This window comes from Mycobacterium sp. P2_H7, assembly GCF_056403275.1.
This window is the reverse complement of sequence record NZ_JBFUFU010000013.1, coordinates 45,194-64,928: the sequence shown is the minus strand read 5'-3', so window position 1 is coordinate 64,928 and position 19,735 is coordinate 45,194. Positions and strand designations below refer to the sequence as shown.

The window sequence follows — 19,735 nt, the reverse complement described above, 5'->3', positions numbered from 1 at the left end:
TCATGCATTGGACACATGAAGGGGGTCGTCCTACCGTCGTCTGAGTGACTTCCCTGACCGCCTCGGCGACCTGGCCGGGCCATACCCGTGGATCGGCGGAGTACCGCAGACTGCTGGCGGCACTGTTCTGCGCGGGTGTCGCCACCTTCGCCCAGCTGTACTCGCCGCAGGCCGTGCTGCCACAGATCGCCGCCACGCTGCACACCGGCGCCGCGCACGCCGCACTCACCATCTCGGCGGCCACCGTCGGCCTGGCGCTCGGCGTCATCCCGTGGTCCGTGCTCGCCGACCGGATCGGGCGGGTCCAGGCGATGACGATTTCCGTCGCGGCGGCAACGGTTCTCGGGCTGCTGGTGCCGTTCGCCCCCACCGCGGGCCTGCTGCTCGGCGGCCGCCTTGTCGAAGGACTGATGCTGGGCGGCGTCCCCGCCGTCGCCATCGCGTATCTGACCGAGGAGATCGCGTCGGGGCACGCCGCCCGCGCCGCGGGCACCTACGTCGCCGGGACCACGATCGGCGGCCTGACTGGCCGCCTGGTCACCGGACCGATCGCACAGTACGCCGGCTGGCGTGCCGGAGTGCTCACCGTAGCGGTGTTATGCGCCTTGGCGGCAACGGCATTCGTCAAACTCGCCCCTCGCGCACAGGGCTTCACCCCGTCACGCAGCCGCGAACTGGGTGCCAAGCTGCTGACCAACCTGCGCTCACCCCGGCAGCTGGTGCTGTTCAGTCAGGGCTTCCTGCTGATGGGCGGGTTCGTCGCGATGTACAACTTCCTGGGCTTCCGCTTGATGGCGGCGCCGTTCCAGCTGCCGCAGACCCTGGTCAGTCTGGTGTTCCTGGCCTACCTGGCCGGCACATGGGCTTCGGCACGCGCCGGGGCCGAAGCCGGCCGGTTCGGGCGCCGCACCGTGTTGCTCGCATCGACCGCGACCATGGTTGCCGGCACTGCAATCACCCTGAGCGACAACATCTTCGCCGTGCTGGCCGGGTTGGTGCTCGCCACGGCCGGTTTCTTCGGGGCGCACTCCATCGCCTCTGGTTGGGTCGGGACGGCCGCCGCGGACAGCAAGGCGCAGGCCTCGTCGCTGTACAACCTCTGCTATTACGCCGGTTCCAGCGTCATCGGCTGGTGCGGTGGGGTGGCCTTCGACGCGGCCGGGTGGTCCGCCGTGGCCGGGACTGTCATCGGCTTGGCCGTCGTGTCCGGTCTGCTCGCCGCGGTGACGCTCAGAACAGCGGAAAGTCCTGACCGTACTCGGACTCCGGACGCGGACCGAAGTAACGCCGCTCCGATTCGTCGATGACCACGTCGTTGATGCTGGCCTCCCGGCGGGCCATGAGTCCGTCGCCGGTGAACTGCCAGAGTTCATTGCCGTAGCTGCGGTGCCACTGCCCGCCGGTACCACTCCCCGAGTCGCTACGCTCCTGCCCGCCTGAATCATTCCCCGAGTCGCTACGCTCCTGCCCGCCGGCGCCGTCACGCCACTCGTACTGGAACCGCACCGCGATCCGGTCCTCGGTGAAGGACCAGAGGCCCTTGCGCAGGACGTAGTCGAGTTCACGCTCCCACTTGGCGGTGAGGAACTCGACGATCTGCGCCCGGCCCACGATGTGCAGATCCCGGTTGCGCCACTCCGAATCCGGGGTGTAGGCCAGGCTGACTCGCTGCGGGTCACGGGTGTTCCAGGCATCCTCGGCGGCCTGGACCTTCTGGATGGCTGTTTCCAGAGTGAAGGGCGGGAACGGCGGACGTCCTTCGGAAGGCACTGTGCTCATGCCTCCTTTCTACTTGTCTAACCTAGTGGCCTATCGTGGCGGTCATGGACTTCGCGATGTCCGCCAAGGCGGCCGACTACCACAAGCGTCTCTCCGACTTCATGGTCGAGAATGTGTTCCCCGCCGAGGCGTCCTACCACGCGTATCGCGAGGACAAGGGGCCCAAGGACCACACGGTGCCGCCGGTGGTCGAGGAACTCAAGGCCAAGGCCAAGGCGGCCGGGTTGTGGAACCTGTTCCTGCCTTCGGAGTCGGGGCTGACCAACCTGGAGTACGCCCCGCTGGCCGAGCTGAGCGGGTGGAGCATGGAGATCGCCCCCGAGGTGCTCAACTGTGCGGCACCGGACACCGGGAACATGGAGACCTTGCACCTGTTCGCGAACGAGGCGCAGAGCAAGCGGTGGCTGGAGCCGTTGTTGGCCGGGGAAATCCGGTCGGCGTTCGCGATGACCGAGCCCGCGGTGGCCTCCAGCGATGCCCGCAACATCGAGACCACCATGCTGCGCGACGGCGGCGACTACGTGATCAACGGTCGCAAGTGGTGGATCACCGGGGCGGCGGACCCGCGCTGCAAGCTGCTGATCGTGATGGGCCGCACCAACCCCGATGCCGCGTCGCATCAGCAGCAGTCGATGATCCTGGTGCCTGCTGATACCCCGGGAGTGGACATCCAGCGTTCGCTGCCGGTGTTCGGGTGGCAGGACCAGCACGGGCATTGCGAGATCGTGTTCGACAATGTGCGGGTGCCGGTGGAGAACCTGCTGCATGAGGAGGGGTCGGGCTTCGCGATCGCCCAGGCCCGGCTGGGTCCGGGCCGCATCCATCACTGCATGCGTGCCCTCGGTGCCGCCGAGCGGGCGTTGGCGTTGATGGTGGATCGGGTGCAGAAGCGCGTCGCGTTCGGCAAGCCGCTGGCCGAGCAGGGTGTGGTGCGTGAGCAGATCGCGAAGTCCCGCAACGAGATCGACCAGGCCCGGCTGCTGTGTGAGAAGGCCGCCTGGACCATCGACCAGTCCGGCAACAAGGCCGCCCATGTGTTGGTGTCCCAGATCAAGTCCGTCGCCCCGCAGATCGCCTGCGATGTGATCGACCGCGCCATCCAGGTGCACGGCGGGGCCGGGGTGTCTGATGACTTCCCGCTGGCCCGCCTCTACGCCTGGCACCGCGCGATGCGGCTGTTCGACGGACCCGACGAGGTGCATATACGCACCATCGCCCGCGCCGAACTCGGGCGGGAGAAATCGGCCTTCGCGACGGCTGTGACACAGTAGGAACCGTGGAACTGTCGGGTGCCTGGAACTTTCGAGACGTCGCCGAGCAGACCGGGATTCGTCCCGGCCTGCTCTACCGCGCGAGCGAGCTGAGCAGGCTCACCGACGAAGGCGGGCAACGGCTCGTCGACCTCGGCATCCTCGACATCGCCGACCTGCGTTCGCATCGTGAGGTCGAGCGCCGCGGGCCCGGGCAGGTGCCCGGTGGGGTCGAGGTGCATCTGCTGCCGTTCCACTTCGCCGACGACAGCGAACAGGACGCCCCGCACGAGTCGACGTTCCAGCGGGTGATGTCCGAGTCCCCGGCCGACGAAGACGTCGCCGAGTCGGCCAAGCGCTACATGGCCGAGGTGTACGAGGAATTCCCCGCCCTGCCGGGTGCGCAGACCGCGGTGCGACAGGTCATCAGCATGCTCGCCGACAGCCGTCCGGTGCTGGCGCACTGCTTCGCGGGCAAGGACCGCACCGGGTTCACCGTGGCCACCGTGCTGGAGGCCGTCGGCATCGACCGCGACGCCATCCTCACCGACTTCCTGCGCAGCAACGACGCCATCGCTCCGCTGCGCGAGCGGATCCTCGAACAGGTCCGGGACCGGGCCGGCGAATCCGCCGAGGTGATCACGTTCGCCGAGGCGCGCCTCACCGACGAAGTGCTCGGGGTGCGCGAGGAGTACCTGGACGCGGCCTGGCGCGTGCGCGACGAGAAGTACGGATCGCTCGGCGGGTTCCTGGACGTCGCCGAGGTCACCCCGGAGCAGCTCGAGCGGTTACGCGCGGTCCTGCGCGGCTGATTTCGGCGCGCCGACGCTACGGTTCTTGACGTGAAATCGGTCGTTTCGCACCAGAAACCGTAGTCTCGGCGCGCGTCTGGTCACCAGACCAGTACGGCGACGGCCCAGGTGATGGTCGCCAGCAGTGCCCCGGTGAACTCGACCCCGACCGACAGCGCGACACCTTTGAGCGCATGCACCGTCGAGGCCCAGGCGCGGCGCTGATCCCGGCGCTTGGCCAACTCCGCCAGGTACACCCCGAGGATGAAGCCGAGCACCAGACCCAGCACCGGCACCACGAAGAACCCGATGACACCGAGCACCGCACCGGCCACCAGGCTCAAGGTGCCGACCTCGGCCTGGCGCATGCGGCGCACCGGCCAGGTGTATTTGATCACTTCCGTGGCGACGAACAACGCCACGGCGATCCCCAGCGTCACCCAGCCGACGGTGGTCTGTTCCACCAGGGCCCACACCGTGATGGCCGCGAGCACCAGCAGGCCGCCGGGCAGGATCGGTATCACGATGCCGGCCAACCCGATGGCGATGACCAGCGCGACCAGGATGACGCCGAAGGTGCTCACGCCATCAATCTACGGAACCAGGACGAGCTTGCCCCGAATCTTGCCGTCGGCCAATGCCTGCAGACCCACCGCGCCGTCGGCCAGCGGGTAGACCACCGGCGCGGGTGGACGCATTCCGGCGGCCACCAACTCCGCCAACCCGGCGCCGACCTCGGCCTGCGCGGCCGGGGACTGCCGGACGAATTCGCCCCATCCGACGCCGACCACGCTGGCGTTGCGCAGCAGCAACCGGTTTACCTTGACCGTCGGAATACCTTGTCCGGCAGCGAAACCGATGACCAGCAGCCGCCCCTCGGGGGCGAGTGTCCGGATCGCGTCGTCGAATGCGTCACCGCCGACGGGATCCACCACCACGTCGACACCGCGGCCGCCGGTCGCGTCCAGCACGGCCTGCTTCCAGCCTCCGGTCAACGGCAGCACGACGTCGGCCCCGACACTCGACACGAAGTCCAGCGCTTCGGGCCGGTGCACCAGGGCCACCACGCGGGCACCGAGCGCCTTGGCGATCTGGATGCTCGCCACCCCGATGCCACCGGCGGAGCCCAGCACCAGCACCGTCTCGCCGGCCCGCAACGCGGCCCGGCGCTGCAGCGCGAAGTACATCGTGTAGTAGTTGCCCAGCAGGGCAGCGGCCGACGCATCGTCCACGCCTTCGGGAGTCGGCACCACGCTCGACGGCGGCACCGCCACCTGCTCGGCATAGCCGCCCAGCATCGCGAACGCCGAAACACGCTGCCCGACAACGAACTCCGAATCGGCGGGGGCCGAACGCACGGTACCGGCCACCTCCATCCCCGGAGTGAACGGCGGTTCCAGCCGCAACTGGTATTCGCCGCGCAGCAACAACAGATCGGGGAAGCAGACCCCGGCCGCGCCGACGTCGATGATCACCGAGTCCGCGGACACAGGATCGTCGACGTCGATGTAGGCCAGCCCTTCGGTACCCGTCAGGGCTTGTGCGACAAGCGCTTTCATCCGAGCTTGAAGCTCGCCGCCTGGGCCGCGGACAGGTCGGTGATCTCGCCCCACTTGCCGGCGATCTCGTCCACCGACGGCACCTCGGTGAAGGTGACACCCTCGTTCTGGAACAGCGCGGTGCGCTGCACCTTGCCGCCACCGACGATGAACACCGAATCGGTGTCCGGCAGTTCCTCGGTCATCAGGTAGGCGACGACGGGCGCCACGTATTCCGGGGTCAGCTTCTCGAAGACCTCGGGCGGCAGGATGTCCTGCGTCATCCGGGTGGCCGCGATCGGCGCGACGGCGTTGGTCTTGATGTTGTACTTGGCGCCTTCCTGGGCCAGCGTGTTGATCAGGCCGACCAGGCCGAGCTTGGCGGCACCGTAGTTGGCCTGGCCGAAGTTGCCGAACAGGCCGCTGGTGGAGGTGGCGACGACGACCCGGCCGAAGCTCTGCTCGCGGAAATGCGGCCAGGCCGCACGGATGACGTTGTAGCCGCCGTACAGGTGCACCTTCAGCACCGCGTCCCACTGCTCGAAGGTCATCTTGTGGAAGGTGCCGTCGCGCAGGATGCCCGCGTTGCTCACCACGCCGTCGACCTTGCCGAACTCGTCAATGGCGGTCTTGATGATGTTCTCCGCACCCGCGGACTCGGCGACGCTGTCGTAGTTGGCGACGGCACGGCCTCCGGCGGCCTTGATCTCGTTGACCACCTCGTCGGCCATGTTGTGGCCGGCTCCGGACCCGTCACGGGCGCCGCCGAGGTCGTTGACGACGACGCTGGCGCCTTCACGGGCAAGCGTCAGCGCGTATTCACGACCCAGTCCGCCACCGGCTCCGGTGACGACGACAACGCGATCCTGCACTCCGGGCATGGGATTCCTCTCAAGAGTTTTCTGTCCGGCTGTCGGACGACAACCTTCTGTATACGGAAGTCGGTTCTCCGGCGGTAGACCGGGTCCGCCGAGGGTTTGTTTCTGCCAACCGCCGAACAATTGCCGCCATCGGGATTACCTCGCTGACCTGTGCGTTCTACCTACCAGAGGGCGCGAAAGCCCCCTGAGACACAGCGAGAAAGAGGAGCGATCATGAAGAAGTTGGGTATCGCAGGAATCGTCACCAGCGGCCTGGTGGCCGCCGTCGTCGGGCTGGCTGCTCCGGCTGCCGCCGATATCAGCCATCACGACTGGATCTACGACATCCAGCCGCACGCGACGGCCCCGCAGGTCGACACGACGGTTCATCAGAGCCACTGACGCAGCGACGAAATCGGGGGCGCTCGCACGAGTGCCCCCTTTTTCGTGCGTCAGAAGATCTTGCGGGCCAGTTTCCATGCCTTCTCGGTGTAGGGCGGGTAGATCATCTTGGCCAGGTCCGGCCGGGTCGGCTTGGTCAGTACCGACTTGCGGTGGCTGAACTCCTCGAACCCGAAGCGCCCGTGATAGGCACCGATGCCGGACGGCCCGACCCCACCGAACGGCAGCCGGGTGGTCGCGAAGTGGAAGATCAGGTGGTTGACCACCATGCCGCCGGCCGGCACGTCCCGGATGACCCGTTCCCGGGTGTCCTTGGATTTGGTGAACAGGTAGGCTGCCAAGGGCTTGGGCCGAGCGTTGACGAAATCGATTGCCGCGTCCAGGTTTTGGACGGTGACGATGGGCAGGATGGGGCCGAAGATCTCGTCGGTCATCAGGGGCTCGTCGAGACCGGGATCGACGACGACGGTCGCGTCGATCTCGACCGCTTCGGCATCGGTTCCGCCGCCGATCACCACCTCACCGGTGGTGACGGCGAGCGCGCCGGCCAGCCGATCGAAGTGCCGACGATTCACGATCCGCTTACCGCCCGCGGCCTCGGCCTCGAACGCCGTCACCGCCTGCTTGATCCCGGCGACCAGTTCATCGCGGATGCTCACGTCGGCCAGCACGTAATCGGGGGCGATGCAGATCTGGCCGGAATTGATGAGCTTGGTCCACGCGATGCGCTTGGCGGCCACCGCGATATCGGCGTCGGCGGCGACGATCACCGGGCTCTTGCCACCGAGCTCGAGCGTCACCGGTGTCAGGTGCGCGGCCGCACTCTGATAAACCTTGCGGCCGACCTCGGTGCCGCCGGTGAAGCACAGCTTGTCGAAACCCTGCTCGATCAGTTCCTGGCTGACCGCGCCGTCGCCCTCAACCACCACGACGGCGCGCGGATCCAGATAGCGCGGCACCAACTCGGCCATCAGCGCCGAGGACGCCGGGGCGACTTCCGACGGTTTGAGGACGACGGTGTTGCCCGCGGCGATGGCGCCGACTGCGGGGCCGAGGGTCAACGCGAACGGAAAGTTCCACGCACCGATGACCAGCACGGTGCCGAACGGCTCGTACTCGATCCAGCCGCGGCCCGGCAGCTGCGAGAACTCCAGGCGCCGGTATTTACGGCGGGACCACTTGGCGACGTTCTTGGCCGCGTCGCCGGCCTCGGCGGCCACGCTGGCGACATCGGCGAGCCAGGCCTCGAACGGCTGGCGGCCGAGGTCCTTATCGAGCGCGGCGGCGATGGCCAACTCGTTGTCGGTCACGAGTTTCTGGAGGGCCAGCAGTTGTTCTTTGCGCCACCGCACATCGCGGGTGCGGCCGCTGGCGAAAGCCTTCCGGACGTCGGCGACGATCGCCGGGATGTCGGGAGCCGCGACCGCGGCGGCCTCCGGGGTCGCATCAGTAGTGGTCACGAGCGGGACGTCCTTCCGAATGAGGGATGCCCCGAATACTAACCACTTGGTTGGGCGCTCAGAAGGGGCAACCGCTACCGGCGTTCCCCGGTGACGAAATAGGAGAACGCCTCGTCGTCCGGCGTATCGGGTCCGCTCGGCAGCGCCCAGCGCCCCAGCCTGCGCATCTCATCGGCGGACTTGACGGCCGAACTGTCCCACCCGTGTTCGCCCAGCCACACCCGGACGTCGGCCCGGTTCGGGTCGTTGTACATCAACTCACCCACGTCGAGGGTGTCGCCCATGTCGAACTTCTCCCGGATCGCGTCGAATCGGGCCTTCATCTCGACGCGACGTTCCTGCGCCTGGGCCGGCGCCGTCTCCGCGGCGATCCGGCTGCCCGGTGCGCTGAGTTCGGTGATCTGGGTGAACAGCTGATCCTGCGCCTCCGCGGGCAGGTACATCAGCAGACCTTCGGCCAGCCATGCGGTCGGCGCGGTGGCGTCGAAGCCCGCCTCGACCAGCGCCTTGGGCCAGTCGTGGCGCAGGTCGACGGGGACGTGATGCCGCTGCGCGGACGGTCCGACGCCGTGCTCGGCCAGGACGGCGGCCTTGTACTCCAGCACCTTCGGCTGGTCGATCTCGAACACCGTCGTGCGGGCGGGCCAGTCCAGCCGGTAGGCCCGCGAGTCCAGTCCCGAGGCCAGGATGACCACCTGGCGCACTCCGGCGTCGACCGCGGAAGCGAAGAAGTCGTCGAAGAACTTCGTCCGCACCGCCTGGTAGCTGCCCATGTGGCTGAAGATCGCGGCGGCCTCGGCATCGATGTCGGCGGCCCTGGCGACGAATTCCTTGTCCAGCATGAAGTTCCAGACCCCACCACCACCGGTGCCGTCGACGAGCATCCTGGCGTACGGGTCCCGGATCAGCGGGTCGTCCCGGTCGGTTTCGGCGGCGCGGGCCGCGGCGACCATGACGGCGGTGGTTCCGACGCTGGTGGCGATATCCCAGCTGTCGTCGTGGGTACGCAGTGAGCTCATGATGCTGTCCGTTCGGTCGAGCGCGGCGAATAGATCCCCCGCCATGCTACCGAACAAGTTAGATTAGCTATGCGCTGGCGTTGCCGACAGTTACTTCCCGAGTGACCACAGCTTGTTAGCCAACAACAGTTCGAACTTCTCGATGACGCGTTCCAGATCCTCATACGAGCCGACATAGCCGGCGTAGAAGCCCATGCCCCACATGACGGCAACCAAGAGCTCCACGAGGGTCTCCACGTCGGTGTCGGTGGTTAGCTCGTTGTTGTCGATCGCCTCTTGGACCGCCCACGACACAAAGGCCCGGGAACTGGTCAGCGAATCGTGGGGCTCCTGGGCCAGTTCGGGATGACGCTGCGACTCCAGAACGGACGTCACCAGGAAGGCCGCCACCGAGCGATCCCTGTTGTCCGTCTGCATGACCACCGAGAAGAAAGTCGACAGCCTGGCCAACAATGTGGGCTGGGCCTTGGCCTTCTCGAAGCCGGCCCCGACCACCATCGCGTTGGTCTGCTCGACGACCTCGCGGTACAGGACGCGCTTGCTCTCGAAGTAGTGATTGATGGCCGGCCTGGTGAGGTCCGAACGGATGGCAATGGCCTGAAAGGTCGCCGCGTCATAGCCGAGTTCGCTGAACACGCCGCGCGCAGCATGCAGGATACGCTCACGCGTATCTGCGGCTTTGGCTGCAGGCGGGCGGCCCGGTCCTCTGCTGGCTATGTGCGGCACAGTCAAATTGTGCCACAGTCCACCCATCTCACTACGACTATCTTGGCTAAACGGTTATCTGACAATCCCATCCAGCAAACGCCCAGTACGGTAGCTCCGTCCGTCGGACGGGCGCCGCTCGGGGAAATCTCTGGACAGACCGAACTAAGGTGTCCAACCATGGGGGGTGTCGTGTCGAGGGAGGCCTACTTCGGGGCCGGTATCGACATACTGTCCGATCTCGGCTACGGCGGGTTGAAGCTGGCGGAGGTGTGCCAGCGACTCGGCGTCACGACGGGGTCCTTCTACCACTACTTCACCAGTTGGTCGGCGTTCACCCAGGCGCTCGTCGGACACTGGATGCAGGTGAAGACGACCCAGATCATCGAGGCCTCCCGGGCCGAGACCGATCCCCGGCGGCGGATCGACACGCTGGTCGAGGAAGCGCTTGCCCTGCCGCACGGGGCCGAGGCGGCGATCCGGGTGTGGAGTTCGATCGACCCGACGGTGGGCGAGGTGCAGCGCACGGTCGACCAGCAGCGCTTCGACGTCATGAAGGAATCCGCGCTGGAGGTCTTGCAGAACGAGCGCCAGGCGCACGTGTTCGCGATCGCCGCACTCTATCTGCTGACCGGCTACGAACAGGCCTCGCTGCCCCGCGATTTCGGGGACCTGCGATGGCTGGCGGCCCAACTGCTCGACGGGCTGGATTCCGGGATGTTCGACACCGTCCCCGACCGCTCCTGACCGTCTGAGCATGCTCACGCCCGCCGGTCTGTGGCAACGGGTGCACGCGCGTGACCCCGAGTACGACGCAATGCGTCGGGCCGGGCGCGCCGGACTGATGCTGCCGGTGGTGGCCGCCGCCGGATTCGGCTTCGGCGGGGTGCAGACCCCGCTGTTCGCCATCCTCGGTGCCGTCGCCCTGCTGATCCTCGTCGACTTCCCGGGGAACCGGCCTGCGAGGGCGCTGGCCTATGCGGGTCTCGGCGTCAACGGGGCCATCCTGATCGCACTGGGCACGTTGGTCGCGCCCATTCCGTGGCTGTCCGTGACGGTGATGTTCGTCATCGCCGCGGCAGTGATGTTCGCCGGCGTGCTCAGCGAGATCGTGGCCGCCGGTCAACGTGCCACCCTGTTGACCTTCGTCCCGGCCTTGTGCCTGCCACCCGGCCCCATTCCGGACCGGTTGCTCGGGTGGGTGATCGCGCTCGCGTTGTGTGTGCCCGCGGCGCTGTTCGTGTTCCCGCCGCGCCATCACAACGAACTGCGGATGTACGCGGGGCGGGTCTGCGCGTCACTGGCCGAACGGCTGGCCGGCGACGCGTCCGGCGAGGAGGCCGACGAGGCCGTACTCGCGTCAATGGACAAGCTGCGCAGCACTTTTCTCGGTGCCGACTTCCGGCCGGTGGGCCTCACCGCCGGTAGTCGGGCACTGGTGCGGGTGATCGACGACCTGCAGTGGCTCTCCGATCTGGTGCAGGGATCCTCCGGCGCGACACTGGCCGAACTGCGGGACCCGATCGTGGCGGTGCTGCGCGAATCGGCCGCCGTGCTGGAGACGGGCGGGCCGGGACGGGAGGCTCATCGGACGGCGCTGGCGCACGCGCTGGCCGTCCAACGGCTCATCGCGCAGAGCCGCTACCGCGAGGACATCGTGGAGATCCTCGGCGAATCCGATGACGACGCAGCCCGGGACACCGGGCGAAAACTGTTGACCCGCCGGACGATATCGGCCTGCGTGTCGGCGACCGGGCGGGTGATCGGGCTGGCCGCGGACGCCGACGCGCGACCGGTGTGGGCCCGGGTGCTGGGCCGGCGGCTACCCGATTCGGGGGCCGCCGCGCGGGTGCTGTCCGAATCGGAGGCCATCGCGAGCATCCCGTCCGGGTTCGTCGCGACCCGAGCGGTGGTGGTGCGCAACAGCCTTCGTACCGGACTGGGGCTGGCACTGGCTGTCGGCGTGACGCATCTGTTCCCACTGCAGAACGGACTGTGGGTGGTCCTTGGTGCGATGTCGGTACTGCGCAGCAGCGCGCTGACCACCGGGACCCGGGTGGTGCGGGCGGTCGCCGGGACGGTGCTCGGGTTCGGCCTCGGCGCGGCGTTCATCGCACTCTTGGGCGTGGACCCGGTGGTGATGTGGGTGACGCTGCCACTGGTGGCATTCGGCTCGGCGTTCGTACCCGAGGTCGCCTCGTTCATCGCCGGGCAGGCCGCGTTCACCATGATGGTGGTGATCATCTTCAACCTGATCCACCCGATCGGCTGGCGAGTGGGGCTGATCCGCGTCGAGGACGTCATCATCGGCGCCCTTGTCGGGGTGGTGGTCTCGCTGTTGCTGTGGCCGCGGGGTGCGGCAGCAGCAGTGACCCGGTCGCTGGATGCGGCCCGCGAAGTAGGCACCTCTTACATGAAAGCCGCGGTGCTGCGAGTCACGCGGGGGACCTCGGAGGAGGCCGACAACCGCGTCGGCGCGCTCGGCCATGACGCATTGACGGCGGGTCGCACGCTGGATGACACGGTGCGCCACTACCTTTCGGAGAGCGGCGGCCCAACCGACCAGCGGGCGCCGGTGATCAGATCGGCCAACCGTGCCACCCGGCTGCGCGGTGCCGCCGAACTGATCGCCGATGTCACGCCGCCACCGCTGGGGGCCTATCCCCAGGTGCGCACCATTCTCGAATCCCATTGCCACGCAATCTGCGAACGGTTCCGCGGGGTCGAGTCGGTCCACTTCGGGGACCCGATCAGCGACGACTTCGTGCGGGCCCTGCGGGCCGAGGCCGGCGGCGGCGAACTGGCGGTCGCGGCGGCGCTGCCTCTGGTCACCGTCGCCGCCAGCCTCGGCGAGCTGGAGCTGCTGTATCCCGAGCCGGTCGCTACGCTTCCGCCCGGTACGGCTTGAGCGCGTTCGGCGGCACGCTGCCGAACCGGCCGGCATTGAAGTCCTCCAACGCCTCGATGACCTCGGACTTGGAGTTCATCACGAACGGCCCGTAGTGGAACACCGGCTCACGAATGGGCTTGCCGCCCAACAGCAAAACCTCCATGGCCGGTCGGTGCGAGTCCTGGCTTCCGTCAGCGGCCACGGTGATCCGGTCGCCCGCCCCGAGCACTGCGAGTTGCCCCTGCTGGATCGGGCGGCCCGCCGGGCCCACCGAGCCGTGCCCGGACAGCACGTACACCAGGGCATTGAACTGCCGGTCCCACGGCAGGTCCAACCGCGCGCCGGGTGCAATCGTGGCGTGCGCCAACGTGATCGGCGTGTAGGTTCCACCCGGCCCGGCATGCCCGTCCACCTCGCCGGCGATGACGCGAACCAACGCGCCGCCGTCACTCGAGGAGAGCAACTGCACCTCGCGGCCCTCGATGGCCTGGTATTTGGGCGCGGCGAACTTGTCGGTGCGGGGCAGGTTCACCCACAACTGGATGCCGTGGAAGACGCCGCCGCTCTCGACGAGTTCGGCGGGCGGGGTCTCGATGTGCAGAATGCCCGAACCCGCCGTCATCCATTGGGTGGCACCGTCGGTGATCAACCCACCGCCGCCGTGCGAATCCTGGTGCGCGAAGCGGCCGTCGATCATGTAGGTGACGGTCTCGAACCCCCGGTGTGGGTGCCAGTCGGTACCCCTCGGTTCACCGGGCTGGTATTCGACCTCGCCCATCTGGTCCATGTGGATGAAGGGGTCGAGGTCGGCCGCGCTGACCCCGGCGAAGGCCCGGACGACGGGAAAGCCCTCGCCCTCGACGCCGCGGGGGCCGGTGGTGACGGAGCGCACCGGACGCTCGGTGTCGGAAGGTTGCGGTTCGGCGATACGGGGCAAGGTGAAGGTATCTGCGCTGATGGCTGGCATACCATATTTAACCGGACTGCAGTCCGATTAATTCCGGCCGGCGCCGTGCCGGTCGTTCAGCCCAGCACGGCGCGCGCTGCGGTACGTGCGTCCGCGGCGCTGGTGGTGCCGAGCACGGCCGCGGCCGCGTCACGGCACTGCTGCAAGGTCACCTGAGCGAGCTTGGCGCCCACTCCCTGCACCGCCGCGGCGGCCGCCGACAGCGACGTCACCCCGAAACCGGTGAGCACACAGGCGAGCAGCGGATCGGCGGCCGCTTCCCCGCACACACCGACCGGCTTGCCCACCGTGGTACCGGCCTTGACCGCCATCGCGACGAGCAACAGCACCGCGGGCTGCCACGGATCGGTGAGTGTCGCCAGGTCGGCCGACATCCGGTCGGCGGCCATCGTGTACTGCGCCAGATCGTTGGTGCCGATCGACAGGAAGTCGACGTGCTCCAGAATCCGGTCGGCCAACAGTGCGGCGGCGGGTATCTCGATCATCACACCCGGCGTCAAACCGTATGAACGCACTTTGTCCGCAAAGCTTTTCGCCTCTTCGGCGGTGGCTATCATCGGCGCCATCACCCATGGCGGGTTGCCGGTCCGCTCGGCCGCGGCGGCGATGCCCGCCAGTTGATGCTCGAGCAGGCCCGGGTTGCCGGTCGCGATCCGGATGCCGCGCACACCGAGCGCCGGGTTGGCCTCGTCCGGGTGACCCGCGAATTTGAGCGGCTTGTCCGAACCCGCGTCCAGCGTGCGAACGACGACCTTCGCGCCGGCAAAGGCGTCGAGCACCTCGGCGTAGATGGTGGCCTGTTCCTCGACGGTCGGTTCGGCATCGGTGTTGAGGAAACACAACTCGGTGCGGAACAGGCCGACGCCCTCGGCCGGCGTCTGACGGGCCACGCGCGCGGCGGCTCCGTCCTGGACGTTGGCCAGCACGGCGACCGGGTGGCCGTCGGCGGTCGCGCCGGGGCCGGTCCACCCGGCGGCGGCCGCGGCGGCGCGCCGCCCCTCCGCCACCTGATCGAGGGCGGACGCCTCATCCGGCGAGAGGGTCACGGTGCCGCGGGTCCCGTCGACGAGGACCTTGGTTCCGGCGGGTACGTCGTCGAGCCCGTTGACCGCGACGATGCACGGGATGCCGAGCTGACGGGCGATGATCGCGGTGTGACTGGTGGGTCCGCCCAGGGTGGTGGCCAGTGCCACCACCAGAGCGGGATCCAGGCCCGCGGTGTCGGCGGGCGCGAGGTCTTCGGCGCACAGCACCGACGGCACGTCGGGTTGCGGCACTCCCGGCTCGGGCAGGCCCACGAGCTCGGCGATCACCCGATCTCCGATATCGCGTAGGTCGGTCACCCGCTCGGCCATCATCCCGCCGATCTGGGTGAACATTCCGACGAACTGGTCAACGGCCGCCGCGACCGCACGCACGGCCGGGGTTCCCTCGGCGATGCGCTTCTCCGCGGCACCCAGCCAGGCCCGGTCCTGCGCGAGACCCGCGGTGGTGGCGAGCACCTCGGCCGCGGCGCCGGTGGCGCGGCCGGCCCGCTCACGCAACCGGCCCGCGACCGCCGCGGCCGCCGCGGTGAAGCGAGCGGCCTCTGCCGGGCGATCGTCGTCACCCAAAGAGGCGGCGCCGAGATCGATCGTGGGCTTGGACCCGGGGCGGATCACCGGGGCGTAGGCGACCCCGGCCACTACGGGTACACCGGTCAGAACTCGGACGCCGGTGTCCGTCACAGAGGAAGAACTCATGTGAGCCAGATTACAAGAAATCGTTGACAAGTCAACACAAACAAGCGTAAAACAACACATACCAACATTCGCCCGCTGAAATCACGCTGAATCCCCACCCGATCCCAGACCCCGAGCATCGAGACCGGAGCCATGTACGCCGAAGAACGTCAGCAAGCGATCGCCACCCTGGTGATCCGGCAGGGCCGCGCGTCCGTTGCCGAACTGGCGCAGGCCTACGACGTCACCACCGAAACCGTCCGGCGCGACCTCGCCGCCCTGGACAAGGCCGGCCTGGTGCGGCGGGTGCACGGCGGCGCCGTCCCGGCCCGATCCCTGGCGCTGGTCGAACAGGACGTCAACGAGCGCGACACCACCCGCGCCGACCACAAGGACGCGATCGCCGCGGCCGCCCACGAGTTCTTCCCGCTCTCCGGATCGAGCGTGCTGCTGGACGCCGGCACCACCACCAGCCGGATCGCCGCGGCCATTCCCACCGACCGTGCCCTCGTCGTGGTGACGAACTCGGTACCCATCGCCGGCCGACTGGCCGGCGTTCCGTCGGTCACCCTGCAACTCCTGGGCGGACGGGTGCGCGGGCTCACCCAGGCCGCGGTGGGCGACGCCGCACTCGCCGTGCTCGACTGCCTGCGCGTGGACATCGCGTTCATCGGCACCAACGGCATCAGCGCCCGCCACGGTCTGTCCACCCCCGATCCGGACGAGGCCGCGATCAAACGAGCGATGGTCCGTAGCGCCAATTACGTTGTGGTGGCCTCTGATTCCTCCAAGATAGGGCGTGAGGAGCTGGTCAGTTTCGCACCGCTGTCCAGCGTCGACGCCCTGATCACCGACCCCGAGATCTCCGATGCCGATCACGCCGAACTGGCCGGACTGGGTATCGAGATCGTCCTCGCAGGAGGCCCCGCATGATCGTCACCGTCACCCCCAATCCGAGCATCGACCGCACGGTCACCCTCAACACTCCCCTCACCCGGGGCGCCGTGCACCGGCTCGGTTCGGTCACCGACGAGCCCGGCGGCAAGGGTGTCAACGTGTCCCGTGCACTCGCCCTGGCCGGGTTGGACACGCTGGCCGTACTGCCGGCCGGAGATGGCGATCTTATGCTGGCCGCGCTGCGGGCCATCGGCCTGTCGTTCCGCAACGTGCCGATTCCCGGGCAGGTGCGCACCAACCTGGCTGTCACCGAAAATGACGGCACCACAACCAAACTCAACGAGCCCGGCGCAGCGCTCGACGCGTCGGCCCTGCAGGAACTGACCCATACCGTCCTGCAGGCCGCCCAGCGCGCCGACTGGGTGGTGCTGTCCGGGTCACTTCCGCCCGGCATCCCCGCCCGGTGGTACGCCGACGTGGTCGCCGAGCTGGCGCGGTACGACTGCCGCGTCGCCGTCGACACCTCGGATGCACCGCTGGCAGCCCTCGCCGACGGATTCGGCACCGCAGCTCCCGACGTGATCAAGCCGAATGCCGAAGAACTCGCCGGTCTGACCGGCCATTCGGCTGAGGAATTGGAAACAGCTGCCGCCCAAGGTGATACCCGACCGGTGGTCGCGGCGGCCCGGCAACTCGTCGAGCGCGGTGCGGCCGCCATCCTGGTCACCCTGGGCGCGGCGGGAGCCGTGCTCGTCGACGGTGCCGGCAGCTGGCTGGCGACGCCGCCACCGACCGTCCCGCGCAGTACCGTCGGCGCCGGGGACTCCTCGCTGGCCGGCTACGTGCGCGCCGCACTCGAGGGTGCCGCACCCGCCCAGCGGCTGCAGATGGCCGTCGCCTACGGCAGTGCCGCGGCCGCCCTGCCCGGTTCCGCCCTTCCCGCACCATTGCAGATCAACACCGAAGCCGTTGCCGTGAGGTCACTCTCACCCTCGGTCACCGGATCCTGAAACCCCACCACAAGAAGGTCAGCTCATGCCAACCACCGACGCCGCACAACCGGTGATCACCACCGATCTGGTGCTACTCGACACCGACGCGGGCACCGACAGCCGGTCCGTGATCACCCGCATCGCCACGCTGCTCGCCGGCGCGGGCCGCACCGGCGACACCGACGGACTGGTCGCCGCCGCGATGGCCCGCGAGGCCCAGTCGGCCACCGGCCTGCCCGGCGGTATCGCGATCCCGCACTGCCGTTCGGCCTTCGTCGACACGCCGACCATCGGCTTCGCCCGCCTGGCGCCCGGAGTGGATTTCGGCGCTCCCGACGGCCCCGCCGATCTGGTATTCCTCATCGCCGCACCGGAATCCGGTGGCGCCGAACACCTCAAGCTGCTCTCCAGCCTGGCCCGCGCATTGGTCCGCAAGGAGTTCGTGGCCTCGCTGCGCGCGGCTGCCACCGCGGACGAACTCGTCGCGCTCGTCGACGGCGTGGTGAACCCGGCATCCGCGACCGCACCGGCGTCGGCTCCTGTCCCGGCCGCACCCGCGGCAGCCGTGAAGGCCACCTCGATCGTCGCGATCACCGCCTGTCCCACCGGCATTGCGCACACCTACATGGCGGCCGACGCCCTGAAACTCGCCGCCGAGCGGGCCGGTGTCACGTTCACCGTCGAGACCCAGGGGTCCTCGGGCAGCACCCCGCTACCTGCCGACACCATCGCCGGCGCCGACGCCGTCATCTTCGCCACCGATGTCGGGGTCAAGGACAAGCAGCGGTTCGCGGGCAAGCCCGTCATCGCCTCGGGTGTGAAGCGTGCGATCAACGAACCCGACACCATGATCGCCGAAGCCGTCTCGGCGGCAAAGGATCCGAACGCCGCGCGGGTGTCCGGCTCCGCCGAGGAGGCCGCCGCAGGCGCCTCGACCGCCGGCGGCCTGGGCTGGGGCACCCGGCTGCGTCAGATCCTGCTCACCGGCGTGAGCTATATGATCCCGTTCGTCGCCGCGGGTGGTCTGCTGATCGCGTTGGGATTCCTGTTCGCGGGGTACGACATCGCGAACGCTCCCGAAGGCGCGCAAGGGTTGTCCTACGGCATGAACTCACTGGGTGCCCACATCGCGACGGAGAACTCCCTGGTGAATCTGCCGTCCGGCGGCTTCACCCAGTACCTCGGCGCGGTGTTGTTCACGCTCGGGGGCCTGGCCTTCATGTTCCTTGTCCCGGCGCTGGCCGGCTACATCAGCTTCGCCATCGCCGACCGGCCCGGCATCGCACCGGGTTTCACCGCCGGTGCGGTCGCGGTCTTCGTCGGCGGCGGGTTCATCGGCGGTATCGTCGGCGGCTTGATCGCCGGATTCGCGGCCCTGTGGATCGGCAAGATGAATGTGCCACAGGTATTCCGGGGCCTCATGCCGGTGGTCGTCATCCCGTTGTTCGCGTCGCTGATCGTCGGCCTGTTGATGTTCATGCTGCTGGGCCGTCCGCTGGCCGCGATCACCTCCGGGCTGACCAACTGGCTCAACGGGCTGACCGGTGCCTCGGTGATCCTGCTCGGTGTCATCCTCGGCCTGATGATGTGCTTCGACCTGGGTGGCCCGGTCAACAAGGCCGCCTACGCCTTCGCCACCGCGGGGCTCAACGTCACCGACGTCGCATCGCTACGCATCATGGCCGCGGTGATGGCCGCGGGCATGGTGCCGCCGCTGGCCATGGCGCTCGCCACCCGCGTGCGACCCGGTCTCTTCAGTGAGCCCGAACGGGAGAACGGCAATGCCGCGTGGTTCCTCGGTGCCGCGTTCATCTCCGAGGGCGCCATCCCGTTCGCCGCGGCCGACCCGTTGCGCGTCATCCCCTCGATGATGGCCGGCGGTGCCGTGACCGGCGCGCTCATCATGGCCTTCGACGTCACGCTGAAGGCGCCGCACGGCGGCATCTTCGTGTTCTTCGCGATCGGCCACCTCGTGTGGTTCCTGGTCGCCCTGGTCGCCGGCACCCTCGTCGCCGCACTCGCCGTGGTCCTGGCCAAACAGTTCGCCGGTACCAAGACCCCCGTCACCGCCTGAATCACCCACCGAATAAATAGGAGAAGAGCTATGCCCAGCAAGACCGTCACCGTCGGATCCGCCATCGGCCTGCACGCCCGGCCAGCCGCCATCATCGCCGAAGCCGTCGTCAACGCCGGTGTTCCCGTCACCCTGGCCGTCGATGGCGGCGAACCCGTGGATGCCGGTTCGGCCCTGATGATCATGACCCTGGGTGCGGGCAACGGCGCCCAGGTGACCGTGGCCTCCGACGACGCGGCGGCGCTGGCCACCGTCGCCGACCTGGTCGCCCAGGATCTGGACGCCTGACCGCGCCCAGAAAGCGCTCCTGACCCCTTCTTCGCCCCCGTAATATTGCTCTGACACAGCCCGCTGGACCCGTCTGGCAGGCTGACGTTGCGAGAACACGCC

General features: G+C 68.4%; 19 protein-coding genes. 10 read left to right on the top strand and 9 right to left on the bottom strand.

Annotation, left to right across the window (positions count from 1 at the left end; all coding sequences use genetic code 11):
* The first annotated feature begins 44 nt into the window (after window positions 1–44).
* A complete protein-coding gene (locus AC1DY7_RS20835; protein ID WP_477495617.1) occupies window positions 45–1,307 on the top strand; it encodes an MFS transporter in 1,263 nt (420 codons plus the stop codon).
* Here AC1DY7_RS20835 and AC1DY7_RS20830 read toward each other — a convergent pair.
* A complete protein-coding gene (locus AC1DY7_RS20830; protein ID WP_477495616.1) occupies window positions 1,231–1,779 on the bottom strand; it encodes a nuclear transport factor 2 family protein in 549 nt (182 codons plus the stop codon). The two genes, AC1DY7_RS20835 and AC1DY7_RS20830, sit on opposite strands and share 77 nt — an antisense overlap.
* 56 nt (window positions 1,780–1,835) lie before the next feature.
* Between AC1DY7_RS20830 and AC1DY7_RS20825 the strand changes: the two genes are divergently transcribed.
* Both AC1DY7_RS20825 and AC1DY7_RS20820 read left to right on the top strand, forming a co-directional pair.
* Window positions 1,836–3,050, top strand: a complete 1,215-nt coding sequence (locus AC1DY7_RS20825) for an acyl-CoA dehydrogenase family protein (protein ID WP_477495727.1) — start codon at window positions 1,836–1,838, stop codon at window positions 3,048–3,050.
* A 5-nt stretch (window positions 3,051–3,055) separates the two neighbouring features.
* Complete coding sequence (locus AC1DY7_RS20820; RefSeq protein WP_477495615.1) at window positions 3,056–3,841, top strand: tyrosine-protein phosphatase; 786 nt, start codon at window positions 3,056–3,058, stop codon at window positions 3,839–3,841.
* Window positions 3,842–3,921: 80 nt separating this feature from the next.
* Here AC1DY7_RS20820 and AC1DY7_RS20815 read toward each other — a convergent pair whose 3' ends face one another.
* The 3 genes from AC1DY7_RS20815 to AC1DY7_RS20805 are packed head-to-tail and all read right to left on the bottom strand — an operon-like array spanning window position 3,922 to window position 6,239.
* Window positions 3,922–4,404: a DUF456 domain-containing protein gene (locus AC1DY7_RS20815; RefSeq protein ID WP_477495614.1), complete on the bottom strand. Its 483-nt coding sequence runs from the start codon at window positions 4,402–4,404 to the stop codon at window positions 3,922–3,924.
* A 9-nt stretch (window positions 4,405–4,413) separates the two neighbouring features.
* Window positions 4,414–5,379, bottom strand: a complete 966-nt coding sequence (locus tag AC1DY7_RS20810) for an NADPH:quinone oxidoreductase family protein (protein WP_477495613.1) — start codon at window positions 5,377–5,379, stop codon at window positions 4,414–4,416.
* The gene (locus AC1DY7_RS20805) at window positions 5,376–6,239 is read right to left on the bottom strand and encodes an SDR family oxidoreductase (protein WP_477495612.1); all 864 of its coding nucleotides are present in this window, start codon (window positions 6,237–6,239) and stop codon (window positions 5,376–5,378) included. The genes AC1DY7_RS20810 and AC1DY7_RS20805 overlap by 4 nt, the downstream gene beginning before the upstream one ends.
* A 213-nt stretch (window positions 6,240–6,452) precedes the next feature.
* On the opposite strand from AC1DY7_RS20805, the gene AC1DY7_RS20800 reads away from it, so the two are divergent.
* A complete protein-coding gene (locus AC1DY7_RS20800) occupies window positions 6,453–6,620 on the top strand; it encodes a hypothetical protein (protein WP_477495611.1) in 168 nt (55 codons plus the stop codon).
* Window positions 6,621–6,670: 50 nt separating this feature from the next.
* Here AC1DY7_RS20800 and AC1DY7_RS20795 read toward each other — a convergent pair whose 3' ends face one another.
* The 3 genes from AC1DY7_RS20795 to AC1DY7_RS20785 all read right to left on the bottom strand — a co-directional run bounded on the left by AC1DY7_RS20795 (window position 6,671) and on the right by AC1DY7_RS20785 (window position 9,825).
* Window positions 6,671–8,080, bottom strand: coding sequence for an aldehyde dehydrogenase family protein (locus AC1DY7_RS20795; protein WP_477495610.1), 1,410 nt, complete (start codon window positions 8,078–8,080; stop codon window positions 6,671–6,673).
* 74 nt (window positions 8,081–8,154) lie between these two features.
* Window positions 8,155–9,099: a class I SAM-dependent methyltransferase gene (locus tag AC1DY7_RS20790; RefSeq protein WP_477495609.1), complete on the bottom strand. Its 945-nt coding sequence runs from the start codon at window positions 9,097–9,099 to the stop codon at window positions 8,155–8,157.
* Window positions 9,100–9,189: 90 nt separating this feature from the next.
* The gene (locus AC1DY7_RS20785; protein ID WP_477495726.1) at window positions 9,190–9,825 is read right to left on the bottom strand and encodes a TetR/AcrR family transcriptional regulator; all 636 of its coding nucleotides are present in this window, start codon (window positions 9,823–9,825) and stop codon (window positions 9,190–9,192) included.
* A 159-nt stretch (window positions 9,826–9,984) separates the two neighbouring features.
* Here AC1DY7_RS20785 and AC1DY7_RS20780 point away from each other — a divergent pair, with 159 nt between their 5' ends.
* Window positions 9,985–10,551 (top strand): TetR/AcrR family transcriptional regulator, encoded by a 567-nt coding sequence (locus AC1DY7_RS20780; protein ID WP_477495608.1) that lies wholly within the window; start codon window positions 9,985–9,987, stop codon window positions 10,549–10,551.
* A gap of 10 nt (window positions 10,552–10,561) precedes the next feature.
* Window positions 10,562–12,712, top strand: a complete 2,151-nt coding sequence (locus AC1DY7_RS20775; RefSeq protein ID WP_477495607.1) for an FUSC family protein — start codon at window positions 10,562–10,564, stop codon at window positions 12,710–12,712.
* On the opposite strand, the gene AC1DY7_RS20770 is transcribed toward AC1DY7_RS20775, so the two are convergent.
* Window positions 12,687–13,661 carry a pirin family protein gene (locus tag AC1DY7_RS20770; RefSeq protein WP_477495606.1) on the bottom strand — a complete coding sequence of 325 codons (975 nt, stop codon included), beginning with the start codon at window positions 13,659–13,661 and terminating at the stop codon, window positions 12,687–12,689. The genes AC1DY7_RS20775 and AC1DY7_RS20770 overlap by 26 nt on opposite strands.
* A gap of 56 nt (window positions 13,662–13,717) precedes the next feature.
* Window positions 13,718–15,463, bottom strand: coding sequence for a phosphoenolpyruvate--protein phosphotransferase (locus AC1DY7_RS20765; RefSeq protein ID WP_477495605.1), 1,746 nt, complete (start codon window positions 15,461–15,463; stop codon window positions 13,718–13,720).
* A gap of 72 nt (window positions 15,464–15,535) precedes the next feature.
* Here AC1DY7_RS20765 and AC1DY7_RS20760 point away from each other — a divergent pair, with 72 nt between their 5' ends.
* From AC1DY7_RS20760 to AC1DY7_RS20745, 4 genes are read left to right on the top strand one after another with little or no spacing between them, the layout of a single operon-like run.
* A complete protein-coding gene (locus AC1DY7_RS20760; protein WP_477495604.1) occupies window positions 15,536–16,315 on the top strand; it encodes a DeoR/GlpR family DNA-binding transcription regulator in 780 nt (259 codons plus the stop codon).
* Window positions 16,312–17,289 (top strand): 1-phosphofructokinase family hexose kinase, encoded by a 978-nt coding sequence (locus AC1DY7_RS20755; protein ID WP_477495603.1) that lies wholly within the window; start codon window positions 16,312–16,314, stop codon window positions 17,287–17,289. The genes AC1DY7_RS20760 and AC1DY7_RS20755 overlap by 4 nt, the downstream gene beginning before the upstream one ends.
* A gap of 25 nt (window positions 17,290–17,314) precedes the next feature.
* Window positions 17,315–19,345, top strand: a complete 2,031-nt coding sequence (locus tag AC1DY7_RS20750; protein WP_477495602.1) for a PTS fructose transporter subunit IIABC — start codon at window positions 17,315–17,317, stop codon at window positions 19,343–19,345.
* Window positions 19,346–19,375: 30 nt separating this feature from the next.
* Complete coding sequence (locus AC1DY7_RS20745) at window positions 19,376–19,633, top strand: HPr family phosphocarrier protein (protein WP_477495601.1); 258 nt, start codon at window positions 19,376–19,378, stop codon at window positions 19,631–19,633.
* Window positions 19,634–19,735: the final 102 nt, after the last annotated feature.

Bases quoted from the DNA above. Each gene is read 5' to 3' on its own strand.
- AC1DY7_RS20755 (WP_477495603.1), top strand. From the start codon at position 16,312: ATGATCGTCACCGTCACCCCCAATCCGAGCATCGACCGCACGGTCACC.
- AC1DY7_RS20830 (WP_477495616.1), bottom strand. From the start codon at position 1,779: ATGAGCACAGTGCCTTCCGAAGGACGTCCGCCGTTCCCGCCCTTCACT.
- AC1DY7_RS20760 (WP_477495604.1), top strand. From the start codon at position 15,536: ATGTACGCCGAAGAACGTCAGCAAGCGATCGCCACCCTGGTGATCCGG.
- AC1DY7_RS20810 (WP_477495613.1), bottom strand. From the start codon at position 5,379: ATGAAAGCGCTTGTCGCACAAGCCCTGACGGGTACCGAAGGGCTGGCC.
- AC1DY7_RS20775 (WP_477495607.1), top strand. From the start codon at position 10,562: ATGCTCACGCCCGCCGGTCTGTGGCAACGGGTGCACGCGCGTGACCCC.
- AC1DY7_RS20800 (WP_477495611.1), top strand. From the start codon at position 6,453: ATGAAGAAGTTGGGTATCGCAGGAATCGTCACCAGCGGCCTGGTGGCC.
- AC1DY7_RS20745 (WP_477495601.1), top strand. From the start codon at position 19,376: ATGCCCAGCAAGACCGTCACCGTCGGATCCGCCATCGGCCTGCACGCC.
- AC1DY7_RS20765 (WP_477495605.1), bottom strand. From the start codon at position 15,463: ATGTGTTGTTTTACGCTTGTTTGTGTTGACTTGTCAACGATTTCTTGT.
- AC1DY7_RS20750 (WP_477495602.1), top strand. From the start codon at position 17,315: ATGCCAACCACCGACGCCGCACAACCGGTGATCACCACCGATCTGGTG.
- AC1DY7_RS20790 (WP_477495609.1), bottom strand. From the start codon at position 9,099: ATGAGCTCACTGCGTACCCACGACGACAGCTGGGATATCGCCACCAGC.
- AC1DY7_RS20780 (WP_477495608.1), top strand. From the start codon at position 9,985: ATGGGGGGTGTCGTGTCGAGGGAGGCCTACTTCGGGGCCGGTATCGAC.
- AC1DY7_RS20805 (WP_477495612.1), bottom strand. From the start codon at position 6,239: ATGCCCGGAGTGCAGGATCGCGTTGTCGTCGTCACCGGAGCCGGTGGC.
- AC1DY7_RS20770 (WP_477495606.1), bottom strand. From the start codon at position 13,661: ATGCCAGCCATCAGCGCAGATACCTTCACCTTGCCCCGTATCGCCGAA.
- AC1DY7_RS20825 (WP_477495727.1), top strand. From the start codon at position 1,836: ATGTCCGCCAAGGCGGCCGACTACCACAAGCGTCTCTCCGACTTCATG.